At 70.2% G+C, this 14,967-nt stretch carries 13 protein-coding genes; 8 read left to right on the forward strand and 5 right to left on the reverse strand.

Features of this window, described 5'->3' with window-relative positions; all coding sequences use genetic code 11:
- The first annotated feature begins 34 nt into the window (after nt 1–34).
- Nucleotides 35–481: a hypothetical protein gene (locus J2X20_RS12965; protein ID WP_310265341.1), complete on the forward strand. Its 447-nt coding sequence runs from the start codon at nt 35–37 to the stop codon at nt 479–481.
- Here J2X20_RS12965 and J2X20_RS12970 read toward each other — a convergent pair whose 3' ends face one another.
- Nucleotides 482–3,025 (reverse strand): EAL domain-containing protein, encoded by a 2,544-nt coding sequence (locus J2X20_RS12970; RefSeq protein WP_310265343.1) that lies wholly within the window; start codon nt 3,023–3,025, stop codon nt 482–484.
- Between the two features lie 212 nt (nt 3,026–3,237).
- On the opposite strand from J2X20_RS12970, the gene J2X20_RS12975 reads away from it, so the two are divergent.
- Together J2X20_RS12975 and J2X20_RS12980 are read left to right on the forward strand one after the other, a co-directional pair.
- Nucleotides 3,238–3,669, forward strand: coding sequence for a hypothetical protein (locus J2X20_RS12975; protein ID WP_310265345.1), 432 nt, complete (start codon nt 3,238–3,240; stop codon nt 3,667–3,669).
- Nucleotides 3,670–4,168: 499 nt separating this feature from the next.
- Entirely contained in the window at nt 4,169–6,019 is a 1,851-nt protein-coding gene (locus J2X20_RS12980) for a hypothetical protein (RefSeq protein ID WP_310265347.1), read from the forward strand.
- Between the two features lie 222 nt (nt 6,020–6,241).
- Here J2X20_RS12980 and J2X20_RS12985 read toward each other — a convergent pair whose 3' ends face one another.
- The gene (locus J2X20_RS12985; RefSeq protein ID WP_310265349.1) at nt 6,242–7,651 is read right to left on the reverse strand and encodes a M28 family metallopeptidase; all 1,410 of its coding nucleotides are present in this window, start codon (nt 7,649–7,651) and stop codon (nt 6,242–6,244) included.
- A 70-nt stretch (nt 7,652–7,721) separates the two neighbouring features.
- Here J2X20_RS12985 and fusA point away from each other — a divergent pair, with 70 nt between their 5' ends.
- Entirely contained in the window at nt 7,722–9,776 is a 2,055-nt protein-coding gene (gene fusA / locus J2X20_RS12990; protein ID WP_310265351.1) for an elongation factor G, read from the forward strand.
- A 7-nt stretch (nt 9,777–9,783) separates the two neighbouring features.
- Here the strand turns inward: fusA and J2X20_RS12995 are convergent, their stop codons facing one another.
- The gene (locus tag J2X20_RS12995; protein ID WP_310265353.1) at nt 9,784–10,221 is read right to left on the reverse strand and encodes a nuclear transport factor 2 family protein; all 438 of its coding nucleotides are present in this window, start codon (nt 10,219–10,221) and stop codon (nt 9,784–9,786) included.
- Nucleotides 10,222–10,364: 143 nt separating this feature from the next.
- On the opposite strand from J2X20_RS12995, the gene J2X20_RS13000 reads away from it, so the two are divergent.
- From J2X20_RS13000 to J2X20_RS13015, 4 genes are all read left to right on the forward strand, one after another.
- Nucleotides 10,365–10,943, forward strand: coding sequence for a hypothetical protein (locus J2X20_RS13000; protein ID WP_310265354.1), 579 nt, complete (start codon nt 10,365–10,367; stop codon nt 10,941–10,943).
- A gap of 286 nt (nt 10,944–11,229) precedes the next feature.
- A complete protein-coding gene (locus tag J2X20_RS13005) occupies nt 11,230–11,421 on the forward strand; it encodes a hypothetical protein (RefSeq protein WP_310265355.1) in 192 nt (63 codons plus the stop codon).
- A gap of 72 nt (nt 11,422–11,493) precedes the next feature.
- Nucleotides 11,494–11,730 carry a hypothetical protein gene (locus tag J2X20_RS13010; protein WP_310265358.1) on the forward strand — a complete coding sequence of 79 codons (237 nt, stop codon included), beginning with the start codon at nt 11,494–11,496 and terminating at the stop codon, nt 11,728–11,730.
- A gap of 277 nt (nt 11,731–12,007) precedes the next feature.
- Nucleotides 12,008–12,841 carry an HDOD domain-containing protein gene (locus J2X20_RS13015; protein ID WP_310265360.1) on the forward strand — a complete coding sequence of 278 codons (834 nt, stop codon included), beginning with the start codon at nt 12,008–12,010 and terminating at the stop codon, nt 12,839–12,841.
- Here J2X20_RS13015 and J2X20_RS13020 read toward each other — a convergent pair.
- The gene (locus J2X20_RS13020; RefSeq protein WP_310265362.1) at nt 12,838–14,346 is read right to left on the reverse strand and encodes a tryptophan halogenase family protein; all 1,509 of its coding nucleotides are present in this window, start codon (nt 14,344–14,346) and stop codon (nt 12,838–12,840) included. The genes J2X20_RS13015 and J2X20_RS13020 overlap by 4 nt on opposite strands.
- A 93-nt stretch (nt 14,347–14,439) precedes the next feature.
- Complete coding sequence (locus tag J2X20_RS13025) at nt 14,440–14,955, reverse strand: RNA polymerase sigma factor (RefSeq protein WP_310265364.1); 516 nt, start codon at nt 14,953–14,955, stop codon at nt 14,440–14,442.
- Between the last annotated feature and the right edge of the window lie 12 nt (nt 14,956–14,967).

A 14,967-nucleotide genomic window follows, 5' to 3' on the forward strand; every position in this document is an offset into this window, starting at 1 on the left:
ACGGCGCGGCCATCAGACGCCTCAGGAGGGTTCCATGCAATTTCCGCAATCCACGCACGCCGACGGCTGGCACGCGCAGATGCCGGCCCGGCCGCTGCCCGACATGCCCATCGTGACGCGTGACGCCGACGCGCTGTCGCCGCCCGTGCACAGCCGCCGCTTTCACGCGGTCGCCATCCTCATCGCCGTCGCGGCGCTGGGCGCGAGCGCGGGCCTGGACATGGTGGACGATCCGCGACCGCTGGATGTGCAGTTGAGCGCAACCCTGCACAAGGCGGCAACCACCCTGCGAGACTGGCAGGGCCAGCTGTCGCGCGGCCTGCAGGTGTCGCTGCGCGCCGTCGCCGATGGCCGCGAAGCACCGGCCTCCGCGCCCGTTGACGCCGCCCTCGTCGCCCGCGCCGAAGCCGTGGACGTCGGCGACCCGGACCAGCCGGTGCGCGCCGACGTGGCACCGCGCCAACTCCAGCCCGTCAAATAGTCAGGCGGGTACGGCGTCCTCGGCCGCGGCCAGAAGTTCATTCAAGGGCTGAGGGCGGTGCAGCAGGAAACCCTGCACCTCACCCACGCCCAGGCGCACCAATTCCAGCAGTACCTCCGGCGTCTCCACGCATTCGGCCACCGTCGTCAGGCCCAGCGTCTGGGCGACGTCGACGAAGCTGCGTACCGCCACCTGGTCCAGCGGATCGGTCATCAGGGCGCGCACGAACTGGCCGTCGATCTTCAGCAGGTCCACCGGCAGCGCCTTCAGATAGCTGTATGAGGAGGCACCGGCGCCAAAGTCGTCCAGGGCGATGCGCGCCCCCAGGGCCCGCATCTGCTGGATGAAGCGCGCGGCCTCGCCCAGCTGGGTGATGACGGCGGTTTCGGTGATCTCCAGGCAGAGGTTGGCCGCGCGCGCCGGCCCCAGCTCGGTCAGCAGGGCGCGCGCCTCCTGGTGGTAGGCCGCATCCTGCAGGGTCAGGGCAGAGACGTTGATGGACAGGGCGGCAACCCGCGGCAAGCCCTCGCGCTGCAGCAGGTTGACGGCCTGGCGCAGCACCCAGCGGTCCAGCCGCGGCGCCAGATGGAAGCGCTCCGCCGCCGGCATGAAGGCGCCGGGCAGCACCCGGCTGCCGTCGCGCTCGCGCAGGCGCAGCAGCAGCTCGCCGCGTAGGCTGCCGTCGTCCTCGCCCTGCGCCGGCATGACGCGCTGCAGGTCGAGCTCGAAGCGGTCCTCGTCCAGGGCCTGCTGCAGCCGCGTGGCCCAGCGGTGCTCGCTCTGGTGGGCGCGCAGCGTGGCGTCGTCGGGCGCCCAGACCTGCACGCGATTGCGCCCCTGCTCCTTGGCGATCATGCAGCAGGCATCGGCCTCGCGCATGGCCGCGTCGGCATCGGGCCAGCGCCCGTCAAGCGGCGCCACGCCGATGCTGGTGCCGATGCGAAAGCGCTGCTCGCCATGCGCATAGCGGTACTGGTCCATGGCGTCGCAGAGCTTCTGCGCGACATGCAAAGCCTCGTCCAGGGAACAGTTCTCCAGGATGGCCGCAAACTCATCGCCACCCAGGCGGGCCACCGTGTCGCGGCCGCGCACGCCGGCCTCGAGGCGGCGCGCCACTTCGCGCAGCACCTCGTCGCCCGCGGCATGGCCGCAATGGTCGTTGACGAGCTTGAAGCGGTCCAGGTCAAAGGCCAGCAGCGCATGCCGGCTGCCGTCGCGCTTGGCCCGCTCCAGCATGCGTGCCAGGCGCTGGCCGAATTCGACGCGGTTGACGAGGCCGGTCAGACCATCGTGGCTGGCGCGCCAGCGGATCTCGTCGAACTGGCGGCGCTGCTGGGTCACGTCGCGAAAGACCAGCACGGCGCCGAGCACGCGGCCATCGGCGTCGCGGATGGGTGCCACGGAGTCGTCGACGGCACGCAGTTCACCATCGCGGCTGAGCAGCATGGCGCCGGCCGGCAGGCGCGTCGGCCGGCCGGTGGTCAGGCAGCGGTGCACGGGGTCGCCCAGCACCTCGCCGGTCTCCTCGCGCTGCGGCGTGAAGACGCGGCCGGCCGGCTGGCCGCGCGCCTCGCTGGCGGACCAGCCCGTCAGGCGCTGGGCCACCGGGTTGAGCCAGGTCACGCGGCCCAGGGCGTCGGTGGTCAGTACGGCGTCGGCGATGGACTGCAGCGTCACTTCCAGCAGCTCACGCTGCTCCTCGAGCTGGCGCTGCAGGCGGCGCGCCTCGCTGACATCCCAGCACACGCCCGACAACCGCAGCGGCCGGCCGCCGGCATCGCGCAGCACGCGGCCCGAGCTGCGCAGCACATGGGTGCTGCCATCGGGCCAGCAGACGCGCCATTCACCGTCCAGTTGACTGCCGTCACGCAGGGCCGCGCGCACGGTCATGACGGCGGCGCGGCGGTCTTCGGGATGCAGGCGCTTGCGCCAGGATGCGAGGCTGGTGCGCTGGCCATGCGGCGCCTCGCCATGCAACCGCCACATGGCGTCATCCCAGGCCAGGTCGCGCACGCGCAGGTCGAGGTCCCAGACGCCGATGCCGCCGCTGTGCGTGGCCAGGGCCAGGCGCTCCAGCGTGCGCTCGAGTTCGGCGCGCACCTCGGCGGGCTCGCTGACGTCCAGCATGACGACGCCGACGCGCCGGCCGGTCTCGTCCTCATCAAAGCGGCCGACGACGCGCAGCACGCGCCGGCCTTTCGGACCCGTCTCGCAGGGCAGTTCGACGTCCCAGCCCTCGCCATCGGTGGTGGCGCGCTGCAGGGCGGCGTCCAGCATGGCGGCGCCGTCGGGGCCGAAACGTTGCAGCAGGGCCGCCAGCGTCGGCACCTGGCCCTTGGGCAGCCCCAGCAACTCACAAGCCGAATCGGACAGCGTCAGCTTCTCGATATCGGCCTGCCATTCCCAGGCGCCCACACCCGCCAGACGACTGCAGCGTTCCAGGAAACGCGCGTTCTGCGCCAGCGCCTGCTGGGCTGCGGAGACGGATGCGGCGACCCCGGCCCACTGTGGCGCGGGCACACTCGTCTGCTCGGATTCGCTCATCGATACCTGCTCCAACGCCAAGACGGCAAGCATCGATCCCGTGACAGGCGTCCGGCGTCGGCATGGCGGGTGGCGGCTTGTAGGACAAGGCCGCATTCGCACGTTCTCGCCGCCTGTCCTACAGCGTCCGGCGCGCCGAACTGACAACCGCGGGCGCGCCAGCCTCGTTCACTGGAGGCAGCGGCACAGTCCGCAAGCACCAGGAGAAACATATGACAACCCGACGCACCCTCACCCGCTGGATCGCCCCCGCCCTGATCGCCGCAGCCGGCCTCACCGCCCTGCCCGCTGCCCAGGCCGCCGATGTCGGCGTCTCCATCGGCTTCAGCCAGCCGGGCGTCTACGGCCGCGTCGACATCGGCCGCTATCCCCAACCCGTCCTGATCGCCCCCCAGCCGGTCATCGTCGGCCGGCCGGTCTACCGCGCCGACCCTGTCTATCTGTGGGTGCCGCCCGAGCACCGTCGCGACTGGCGCCGCCATTGCTACCACTACGGCGCCTGCGGCGCACCGGTCTATTTCGTGCAGGATGGCTGGTATCAGCAGAACGTCTATGTGCATCGCGGTCACGGTCGTGGCCGTGACGACTGGCATGACCACCATCACGGCCGTGGCCATGGCCACGGGCATGGCCACCGTGACTGATAGTCCGCAAAAGAGGCTGCCAGGGCCGCAGTTCTACCCATCGCGGCAGGGCCGGGCGGCCTAAAGTCGGGTCAACCCTGACCGTCGTGCCGCGCCTGCGCGGCTGGCCCGGATGCCTGACTCTGCCTCCTCATTCCCCCCGCCGCTCCCGTTGACCCCGCCGCCGGCCCCGCGCCGGCGGTCGAACTACGCCTGGCCCATGGCCCTGGCCCTGGCGGCCTGCGGCGGGGGCGGCGGCACGGCCCCCGGCGACAGCCCCAGCCCGCCGCCGGCGGCGACGCCCAGCCCGCTGCCCATGCCGGTCCCGGTGCCGACGCCCAGCCCGTCGCCTGCTCCGTCGCCTGCTCCGTCCCCTGCGCCCAGCCCGGCGCCAAGCCCGGCGCCGGCACCTTCCCCCACGCCCAGCCCCGCGCCCAGCCCCGCCCCGAGCCCGGCTCCGTCGCCCGCACCCGCGCCGACGCCGACGCCTACCCCTCCTCCGCCGCCTCCGCCTCCTCCCGTGGCCGGCATCGTCGCGGCCGGCCTGGGCCTGAACGCCGGCGCCAAGGTGCGTGTGCTGGATGCCACCGGCAAGGTCGTCGCCAGCGGCAAGGACGTCACGGCCGCGACCGGCGCCTACGGGCCGATCGCACTCAGCGGCTCAGGCCCCTTCCGTGTCGAGGCCTGCGGCAGCGTCGGCGACCGGCCCATCTGCGTCTGGGGCGCCACCAACAACGGCGGCACCCTGAACCTGACGCCCTTGACCAGCGCCATCACCGTGCTGGCCAGCGGCCAGTCGCCGCAGACGCTGATGAGTGGCGCCGCGCAAGGCCTCAGCGATACCGCCCTGGCCAGCGCCCAGACCCAGCTGCGCACCGCCCTCGCGCCGGCCCTGGCCGATGCCGGCCTGGCCAGCGACTTCGACCTGCTGGCCGGCGCGCTGACGCCCGGCGCCCATACCGGCTATGACCGCCTGCTGGACAGCGTCGCCGTCGGCCTGGGTGCCGACACCCAGGCCTATGTGACGCTGACCTCACGCCTCGGCACGGGCACGGCCTATCTGGAGACCGGCACGACCCAGGGCGCCTTGAGCTTCGACGCCGCGGCCGCCGGCGTGGACCTGACCGGCCTGGATGCGCTGTTTATCAAGCTGGTGACGGCCACGGCCAACATCGGCAACTGCCAGAGCAAGACCATCGGCCTGGAAGCCCTCTTCGACGCGGCGGCGCGGTCCAGCGTCGACGCGGTCTCGGCCCCCTTCACCGGGTCCAAGGACGCGGCGCAGCTGGTCTGCCTGCGCATGAACGGCATCCTGGGCGAGGGCGAAGTCATGTTCGGCGGCAAGCTGCTGCCTTCCCTGCTCGGCCGCTGCGACTTCGGCACCGGCGACCCGCTGTGCCGCGTCGGCTTCGTCTACCAGAACACCGCCGGCTTGCAGCGCCGCCTGGGGCTGGAGCAGGCCGCCGTGAAGCGGCCCGCGGGCTGGACCTTCCTCGGCAACCGCCTGGAAGTGCAGGCCACGGCGGCCGCCCGCCTGGTGCTGACACGCCGCGTCGACAGCGCGGCGCCCGACAGCTATGCCCGCTCCCTGGACATCAGCATTCCCGCCATCAGCGTCAGCGGTGGCGGCGTGCTGCAGTGCGCCCGTGTCAGCCAGAAGGACACCAGCGGCGCCGATGTGGCGCTGGCCCTCTTCAAGAAGGCTGGCAATGGCAGCTATCTGAGCCTGTGGAGCGTCAGCAGCAGCGACGCCACGCCCAGCCTCGATCCCGCCAGCGGCGCCACGCGCGGCAACAACATCGTCAGCCTGCCGGTGCCCGCCGGCGCCGCGGGCGACGCCGTGGCACGCAATTTCGTGCGCGCCGGCCGCGGCCTGAAGATAGAGCTGTTCAAGGACAGCGCCTGCGCCACGCCGCTGGGCGGCCTGGACGGCGATGCCATCAGCGTCGAACTGGCGGGCCAGCTTCCCGTCACGGCCGCCAGCCAGGCCGCCCAGCCCTGGCCGGCACTGGTGGCCAAGGCCGTCACCGACCTGACGGGCATGAAGGGCGCCGTCAATGCCAAGATCAGCTATGGCCCGACCTGGACCCTGCCGCGCGGCGACCTGCTGCCCGACCGCGCCCTGCTCTGCACCGATACGGCTTGCAACAGCAAGCTCGCCGAACTGGAACTGGGCGTCGTCGTCAAGGGTGCCGCCAACCTGATCGGCAGCTTTGCGACCGGTGCTTCGCTGAGTGCGACCCTGGGCAACACGGCCTTGAACACCAACAGCTACAAGCTGCTGCGCATCACGGGCCGCATGCCCGATGGCCTGGTGCTGCAGCTGGACAGCCAGTCCTGCTCGGCGCAGATCGCCGGCCTGCCCTGCTGAGTTGAAAAGAACGGACGCGGCAGCCGGTGGGCCGGCTGTCGCGCCCGTGCCATCACCGCCTCATCGCCGCCAGGCTCGACAGTGGACGGCCTGGGACGACACGGGCAAGGCGGTCATGCTTCAGGCATCAGCCCTTGCGGTGGTGGCGGATGAATATTCGGCGATCGAGGCCGGCGCCGCAGTAAGCAAGGGTTGCCTTTGGCGACCTGGCGTTCGCTGGCCTCAGCGCCTGGGAAGCGGATAGCTGGCCAGGCTGGCATAACCCTTCCTCGACACGGCCTGCACGCCGAAGACGACGTTGTCCTTGGAAACCGGCAGCGTCACGCGCGTGGCCTTGCCCACATCCTTGAACTGCTGCCAGGCGGCCGAGTCGGTGTCGCGCCAGACGATGCGGTAGCCGGCCACCTCGGGGTCGTCGCTGGCCTGCCATTCCAGCGTCGAATCGTTGGTCAGCTCGCGGGCGTCCAGCTTCACGCCTTTCGGCGGAGCCGGCGCCCAGGCCAGCGTGGCCAGGCCGGCGAGGTTGGCCCGCGTCACGTCGGCCACATAGGGGAAGTCGACGAACTCGGGCAGGTCGCCGTAGACGATGCCGTTCTCGGTCCTGGGGTTCTGGTGCTGGTGGGCGAAGTTTTCAAAAGGCTCGCTGATGCGCACGGCGGCATAGCCGCGCTCCAGGAAGGGGATGTGGTCGCCGCCGCGCAGATAGCGGTCGCGGCGCTGGATGAGCTGGACGGTGAAGCCCGGCAGGGCCGCCTCGGCGGCGGCCTTGAGGTGGCGGCCGAGCTGGTGGGTGGGCAGGTCCTCGTTGCCGCCGGCCTGCAACAGCGGCAGCAGCTCGGCCTGCATGGCGGCGATGGCCTTGGCGTCGGCCTCGCTGGCCGGGCGGTTGGCACTGGCGGCCGTCAGCAGGCGCACCAGCGGGTCCAGGCCATCGGCAAACAGGCGCAGGCGCCTGGCATCGCGCTGGCCGGCGTCACCGCGCGAGCTGCCGATGATGTCGTTGGTGATCATGGCCTCGACGTTGGTGCCGGCGGCGCGAGCTTCGCGGGCCCATTGCGCGGCGCCGAGCAGCCCCTGCTCCTCGCCGGGCACGGTCATGAAGACCAACGTGGCGTCGAACTGGCGACGGGCCATCACGCAGGCCAGCTCCATGACGGCGGCCGTGCCCGAAGCGTCGTCATTGGCGCCAGGGGCCTCGCCCAGGTTGTCCATGACATCGCTGTTGCGCGAGTCGTAGTGGCCGCTGACAACCAGGACGCGGCTCCTGCTCGCGCCACGGCCGGGCAAGGTGGCCACGACGTTGACCAGCTCGGTCGGCAGGTTGACACGCGTGCCGGCCGGCTCGATGAAGCTCTGCTCCTCCACCTGCAGCCGGCCGCCGGCTTGTCTGGAGCAGGTCGACAGCTCGTTGGTGATCCAGCGCCGCGCGGCACCAATGCCACGGCTGTCGGAGGCGATGTCGGACAGCGTATGCCGGGTGCCGAAGCCGACCAGCTTGCGGATGCGGGCCTCGATGCGGGCCGGGCTGACCTCGGCCAGCATGGCCTGAAGCTCTTCGGCAGGTGCAGTGGGTTGAGCTTGGGCCGCAGCGGCGAACAGGGCCAGGAGGGCGGGAAGGCGTCGGGCTTGCATCCGGAAGATTCTGCCCTTGCCGGCCGGGCCGGCTTCTTCTACCCTGGGCCCAACAACCGAGGAGAGTCCGATGAGCGAGAGCCTGGTGGATTCACGAGTGAGCGCGATCCGCACGGTGGCGCTGGTTGGCCCGGCAGCGGCGGGCAAGACGCTGCTGCTGGATGCGCTGCTGGCCCATGCCGGCGCCATCCCGCAGGCCGGCAGCATCGAGCGCGGCAGCACGGTCAGCGACCACGACCCTCTGGAAAAACGTCTCGGGCATTCGCTGCAGTCCAGCCTCGCCCATTTCACGCATGGCGGCATTCGCGTGCATGCCATCGACACGCCCGGGGCGCCGGACTTCGTCGGCCAGGCCCTGCCGGCCCTGGAGGCGGCCGACACGGCCATCGTCGTCATCAACGCCCAGAACGGCATCGAGCTGATGGCCCAGCGCATGCTGGGCGCGGCCGGCGAGCGCGGGCTGACCCGCCTCATCGTCGTCAACAAGATCGACTGCCCCGACACCGACCTGCCCGGCCTGCTGGCCCAGCTGCGCGAGGTCTTTGGCAAGGAGTGCTTGCCACTGAACCTGCCCGCCGACGGCGCCAAGCGCGTCGCCGACTGTTTCTTCGCGGCGTCTGGGGACGCCGATTTTTCGTCCGTGGCCGAAGCCCACCAGGCCCTGGTGGAGCAGGTCGTCGAGGTCGATGCCGCCTTTGTCGACCGCTACCTGACCGACGGCGACGTCGACCCGAAAGAGCTGCATGCGCCGCTGGAGCAGGCGCTGCGCGAAGGCCATCTGATCCCGGTCTGCTTCTGCTCGGCCAGGACGGGGGCCGGCATTGGCGAGCTGCTGTCGGTCATCGAGGCCCTGATGCCCAACCCGGCCGAAGGCAACCCGCCGCCCTTCCTGGAGGGCAAGGGCACGGAGCCCGCGCCCTACCCCGCCAGGCCGGACCCGGCGGCCCATGTACTGGCCCATGTGTTCAAGATCGTCGCCGACCCCTATCTGGGCAAGATGGGCGTCATGCGCGTGCACCAGGGCCGCGTCGCCAAGGGCGGCATGCTGTTCGTCGGCCATGCACGCAAGCCCATCCGCGTCGGCCACCTCTTTATGCTGCAGGGCGCGAGGCACGTGGATATCGACGAGGCCCTGCCGGGCGATCTGTGCGCCATTGCCAAGGTGGACGACCTCGCCTTCGACGCGGTGCTGCACGATGCCCAGGAGGATGAGCACATCTTCCTGAAGCCGCTGGACTTCCCGACGCCCGTTCACGGCCTGGCCATCAGCCCGGCGCGGCGCGGCGACGAGCAAAAACTCTGGGAGGTGCTGGCCCGGCTGGTGGACGAAGACCCCTGCCTGCGCATCGAGCAGGCCGGCGAGACCCACCAGACCCTGGTCTACGGCCTCGGGGAGCTGCACCTGCGCCTGCTGCTGGACCGGGTTCGCGAGCTCTACAAGGGCGAGGTCGTCACCCAGCCACCGCGCATCGCCTACCGCGAGACCATCTCGGCGCCGGCCGAAGGCCATTACCGCCACAAGAAGCAGAGCGGCGGCGCCGGCCAGTTCGGCGAGGTCTATCTGCGCATCGAGCCGCTGGAGCGCGGCGCCGGCTTCGAGTTCGTCGACGCGGTCAAGGGCGGCACCATCCCGGGCCAGTTCATGCCGGCCGTCGAGAAGGGCGTGCGCTCGGCCCTGGCGACGGGCGCCATCGCCGGCTACCCGCTGGTGGACCTGCGCGTCGTCGTCTACGACGGCAAGCACCACTCGGTGGACAGCAAGGAAATCGCCTTCGTCACCGCCGGCCGCCGCGCCCTGATCGAAGCCGTTCGCGAGGCCCGGCCGCTGGTGCTGGAGCCCATCGTGCAGGTCGAGATCACCGCACCGGAGCACAGCATCGGCGACATCACCGGCGACCTGGCCTCGCGGCGCGGCCAGGTCAACGGCACGCGCTCGGCCGTGCCCGGCAGCCTCATCGTGCAGGGCCTGGCGCCGCTGGCCGAGCTGGCCAGCTACCAGTCACGCCTGAACGCGATCACGGCCGGCGAAGGGCGTTACACCCTGCTGCTGTCGCATTACGAGCCGGTGCCGCCCAACACCCAGGCCAGCCTGGTGGGCGCCTACAAGGCCGGCGAGGAGGAGTAAAAGCGCCTCAGTGGGAGGCCGACTTGGCCTTCTTCGCAGCCGGCTTCTTCTTGGCGCCGTCGGCGATTTCGGTCTCGGTGTGCATCACGCACAGCCATTCGCCGGCCTTGCGCATCCAGACCGACGAATCGGCCATCTCCTGCTTGATGGTCTTGGCGTTGTCGCCTCGCGGGGCGAGCTCCTGCTTGGCGCGATAGGTCAGCACGGCCGTGTCCTCGCTCGGGTGCATGACCTGCATGTCGCTGAGTTCGAAGGATTTGATGACCATGTCACCATGCTCGGCCATCTGGCGGTACTGGTCATGGCTGAACTGCATGGCGCCGTGGGAGCTGACCATCAAGGAAGGCTCGTTCAACATGCCCAGGGCGGTATCGGTGTCCTCGTCCACCATGGACTGCCAGAACTTCTTCTCCATGGCGATGAGAGTGCTGTCGGAAGCGTGCATGTCAAATCTCCTGATCGGGTGGGGGATCTGACGAATATGGGCGCCCCCGCAAGGGACTGCCGTAGGAACTACGACCGCATCCCGGTCGGTGCCTTCCTACGGACGACGCCTTCTTGGTGAAGGCTCATTTATCATTGCCGCCCATGCCCAGCGCCCCCCGCGACGTCGCGCAGATCCGATTGGACAACGCGATGCGGCTGTTCGAAGAGTTCGTCAGCGCCACCGTCAAACATGCCGATGCGGCCACCTTGCGTGGCCTGGAGCGGCGCTTTGCCGAACGACTGCAGATCCAGCCCAGCTACTGGAGCCAGATCAAGGGCCGTGCGCGCCAGATCGGCGAGCGCCTGGCGCGCCAGTTCGAGCAGCTCTGCCACAAGCCGCCGGGCTGGATGGATATCGAGCATGGCCTGGCCGCAGCGCCTGCCCCGCTGACCTCCATGGCCGCGGCTCTGGCGCCGGCCGCCGCGCCGGCAGACAACTCCAGCGTGCCCCAGGACGATGACGAGCGCTTCATCATTGGCTTGGTACTGACCTACTACCGCCGCCACCCGCAGCGCGCCCGCACGCGGCTGCTGGACCTGCTTGGCGAAGTGCTCACACCCGAGCCTGCCGCCGCGCCGCGCCCGGCGCCCAAGGCGGCCGCACCCAGCCCGCAGGCTGAGCTGGACGAGTGGCGCAGGCTGCAGGCCGGCATCGCACCGCTCAAGCCCAAAAAACGCTGAAGCCCAGACGCATCCGTCACTGGACGGACCGCATCCTCTACGTTAGGGGTGTTGGATAAAAACCGCTTGCGCAAGAGCAACGTTTGTTTATCATTTGCGCAAGTCGTGATGCAGAAGTCCCCGCGTCACGGCGAGGTCACACACCCCGAAGTCCCCTGACCGCCCGGCCCGCTTGCCTCGAGCAGCAAGCCCCGGGCACTCCCACCTTCATGCAAACGCCGGGCCCTTCACAGGCCAAGCCGCTGCATTGCCCGCCGCCCGCGAGCGGTCCCAACCGGAGCACGCCATGCCCCAATTCACCTCTCCCCGTCCCCTGCAGATCAAGGCGCTGAAGCCGCGCAATCCGCTGGTGGTCCCGGCCATGAAACGCCAGGCCGGTGCCCACCAGAGCGCCCACCGCGCCCATGCCCAGCGCCAGCAGTCCCGCCTCGAGCTGCGACGCCTGCTGCGCGACCGCTTCCCCGACGACAGCCCCTGAATCACGTGCACCGCCCGCGCCTCATCCGATCCATGTGATGAGGGCCGCCGGCCAGGTGCCAAGGAGACCCTCATGAGATTGATCGAAGTGCGCGGCCCCGACGCCGCCGAAACCCATGCCGCCTGGGCCCAACGCTGGAAGCGCGTCAAGCGCGCTGCCCGCGCCATCCGCCTGGTGTTCTCGCCGGCCTACCGCCGCCGCCGTGCGCGCAGCCACCTGGAGTTCTACGCCGAAGCCGGCGCGCCCGAAGGGGCGCTCTATGTCGACGGCAAGCTGACCGCCCAGCTGGAAGGCGTGCGCAGGCTGTAGCAGATGGAGCCCCTCGTCCGTGGGGATGGCGATGCTTGCCGTATCGACCGGCAAGCACATCGCCAGGCGGGCCGGCTCGGGAACTGAAGTCGGACGCAAGCAGTCCCTGCGGACTGCTTGTGCCTACGGAAGGCCAAGAGCCTCTGGCCCATGGCAGGCCCAGCGCTCGGCCCGGAATACCCCGGCACTGATGCGGGGCGGACAGCGGAAATAGGCCTCAAAACGGGGCCGCCTCCGACGAGCAGGCGGCCCCGCCCAGGCCTAGCATCGGGCCATCATGTCCGCCCGCCTGCGCCTGACCTCACCGCTGTCCAGCCTGGATGCCTGGGTGAACGCGTTCGCGGGGGCCGAAATTCCCGTGCTGGCCGAGACGGCCGAGTCGCTGGAGCATATGCGCGCGACCGAGGATGACGTCGATGCCCATGGCCTGGGCGAGATGATCGCCAGCGACCCGCTGATGACGCTGAAGGTGCTGGCCCATGCCAGCGAGCTCAGGCGCGGCCGGCTGATGGCGGATACCGAGACGGTGACCGCCGCCATCGTGCTGATGGGCATCACGCCCTTCTTCCGCGACTTCGGCCCGCAGCCGACGCTGGAGTCCGTGCTGGGCGACAACGACGAGGCCCTGCTGGGGCTGTCACGCGTCATGCAGCGCGCCGAACGTGCCTCTCGCTTCGCGCTGGGCTTTGCCGCCCATCGTGCCGACCCCGACGCCGCCATCATCCACAGCGCCGCCCTGCTGCACGACTTCGCCGAGATGCTGCTGTGGGTCCATGCGCCCGAGCTGGCGCTGAAGATCGCCGCCCTGCAGGAGGCCGACCGCCATCTGCGCAGCACGGTCGCCCAGCGCCAGGTGCTGGGCATCGAGTTGGCCGACCTGGAGCAGGCCCTGATGCGGCGCTGGCGCCTGCCCGATCTGCTGACGCGCATCACCAGCGAAAAGGACGCCCGCGACCCGCAGATTCGCTGCGTCCAGCTGGCCGTGCGGCTGGCCCGTCACACCGCGCGCGGCTGGGACGATGCCGGCGTGCCGGACGATCTTCACGACATCGCCGAGCTGCTCAACCTCAGCGAAGCCCACGCGCTGAAGCTGCTGCACGACTTCGACTAGGGCCGCAGCGCCGAGCATTCGGCCTTGATGAAGGCCTCGTGCGTTGGCATCGACTCGACGCAGCGGCGCATCAGCTGCTCGATGCTGTCGGCCATGCCCTGCACCTGATCCAGCGCCATGCCGTCGGCCAGCGGGTGATAGCCGCGCGGATCGATGCGCTGGCCGATCAGCACCTGCAGCCAGCTGGAGTCGGCGAACAGCTCCTTGCCGTCGTGGAAGAGCCGGCCATTGCTGCGGAACAAGGCCATCTTGCGCCGCAGCGTGTCGGGGACCGCCATGGTGCGGCACTGCGTCCAGAACGGCGAGTCGTCGCGCTCGGTGGCGTGGTAATGCAGGATGACGAAGTCGCGGATGCGCTCGTACTCGGCCTGGGTCTGGGCGTTGTATTCGTCGATGTCTTCGGCGTCCATGCCGGCGCGCGGCAGCAGGGCCAGCACTCGCATGATGGCGGTCTGGATGAGGTGGATGTTGGTGGACTCGATGGGCTCGAAGAAGCCGGCGGCCAGCCCCAGGGCCACGCAGTTCTTGATCCAGAAGCGCTTGCGCTGGCCCGGCACGAAGGGGATGCAGCGTGGCTCGGCGAGCGGCTCGCCGTCGAGCTTGCTCATCAGCAGGGCCGTGGCCTCGTCCTCGCTCATGAAGCGGCTGGAGAACACATGGCCATTGCCGATGCGGTGCTGCAGCGGGATGCGCCATTGCCAGCCTGCCGGTCGAGCGGTGGCGCGCGTGTAGGGCAGCAGCGGCTGCACCGATGCGCACGGCACCGCGACTGCGCGGTCGCAAGGCAGCCAGTGGCGCCAGTCGTGGTAGCCGGCCTTCAGGGTCTGCTCGATCAGCAGGCCGCGCAGTCCCGAGCAGTCGAGGAAGAAATCGCCTTCGACGACATCCCCGTTCTCCAGTTGCACGCCGGCGATGCCGCCGTCCTCGCCTTGCCTCACCTCGACGACCTTGCCCTCGACGCGCCGCACGCCACGCTGCTCGGCAAAGCCGCGCAGGAAGCGCGCATACAGGCCGGCATCGAAATGGAAGGCGTGGGCGATGTTGCCCAGCGGCGAGTTCGGCAGGTCGGGCCGCGCGCGCATGAATCGCCCCTGGCTGGCCGCCAGCGCGTTGAGAGAGAACACACCCAGCGGCCGGCAGTCCCCGTTCATGCGCAGGCGCAGCCAGTAGTGGTGGAAGGCCAGCGCGCCGATGTCCATGGCGACCTGGCCGAAGGCATGGGTGTAGCGGTCGCCCAGGCGCGCCCAGTCGACGAACTCGATGCCGAGCTTGAACGTGCCCTGGGTGGCGCGCAGGAATTCGTTCTCGTCTAGCCCCAAGGCGGCGTTGAAGTCCGCCAGATAGGGAATGCTCGCCTCGCCCACGCCGATCGTGCCGATCTCGTCGGACTCGACCAGGCGGATGTCGTAGCCGGGGCCCAGCAGCCTGGAGAAGGCGGCGGCCGCCATCCATCCGGCGGTGCCACCGCCCACGATGACGATGCGGCGAACGAGAGAAGCAGGCATGGGGCTCCCGGGTCAGGCCAGCCGTCGGCGGCCGGCGTCGGGGTGACGGCGGCCGGCGCAGCGGTGCTGGCGCGGGATTATGGCGACGCGGCCTCAGGAATGAGGCCGCCTCTCCTGCTCCAGCATCAGCCCGCGCAGGCGGTCGCGGCCGCGCGACAGGCGCGACATCACGGTGCCGATGGGAATGTCCAGAGCCTGGGCGATCTCCGCATAGGCCATGCCGTCCACCCCCACCAGCAGCAGCACCTCGCACTGCTCCACCGGCAGCGCCACCAGGGCCTTGTGCAGGTCGCGCAGGGCCAGGCGCTCGGCCTGGGTCGCGGCGACGGGGATCTCCGGGATGTGCTCGTCCAGCTCGACGACATCCAGGCGGCCGCGCCGCAGCGCATCGACATGCAGGTTGTGCATGATGCTGAACAGCCAGGTGCGCATGTCTCCCACGCCCTGCCACAGGCCGGCGCGCGACCAGGCACGCTCCAGCGTGTCCTGCACCAGGTCATCGGCGTCCTCGCGGTTGCGACGCAGCGCTCTCGCATACAGCCGCAGCCGCGGCAGCCAGCCCAGCATGGCGCCGGCGTCGGGCGACGAGGGAGGGTGCAGGCTGGCCATGGCCGGTGAATA

Source organism: Roseateles saccharophilus (assembly GCF_031458095.1).
Classification (GTDB): Bacteria; Pseudomonadota; Gammaproteobacteria; order Burkholderiales; family Burkholderiaceae_C; genus Pelomonas; species Pelomonas saccharophila_A.